This window comes from Paracoccus sp. FO-3 (genome assembly GCF_006386455.1).
In the GTDB taxonomy this organism is placed as follows: Bacteria; Pseudomonadota; Alphaproteobacteria; order Rhodobacterales; family Rhodobacteraceae; genus Paracoccus; species Paracoccus versutus.
The window spans coordinates 1-306 of sequence record NZ_VCBQ01000335.1 but is presented as its reverse complement, the minus strand read 5'-3'; the positions used below and the strand labels follow the sequence as shown (position 1 = coordinate 306).

Here is a 306-nt window from a genome sequence, read left to right as displayed (position 1 = left end):
CGGCTCGATCGTGGCCTTCGGCAAGCTGGCGGGCAAGATCGACGGCAAGCCCAGGAAGCTGCCGGGCGGCCACATGCTGAACGCGGGGGCGGCGGCGCTGTCGCTTCTGTCGGTGATCCTTTACTGCACTGCCGGGGCGCCGGTGCTGTGGCTGGCGCTGATCACGCTGNCATCGGCGGCGCCGACATGCCGGTGGTGGTGTCGATGCTGAACAGCTATTCCGGCTGGGCGGCGGCGGCGATCGGCTTCACCCTGGGCAACGACCTGTTGATCGTGGTGGGCGCGCTGGTCGGCTCGTCCGGTGCG

The 306-nt window shown here is 69.8% G+C and carries 1 pseudogene; it reads left to right on the top strand.

Going from position 1 to position 306, the window contains the following annotated elements:
- A pseudogene (locus FE811_RS27260) lies at positions 1-306 on the top strand (NAD(P)(+) transhydrogenase (Re/Si-specific) subunit beta); the annotation flags it as partial.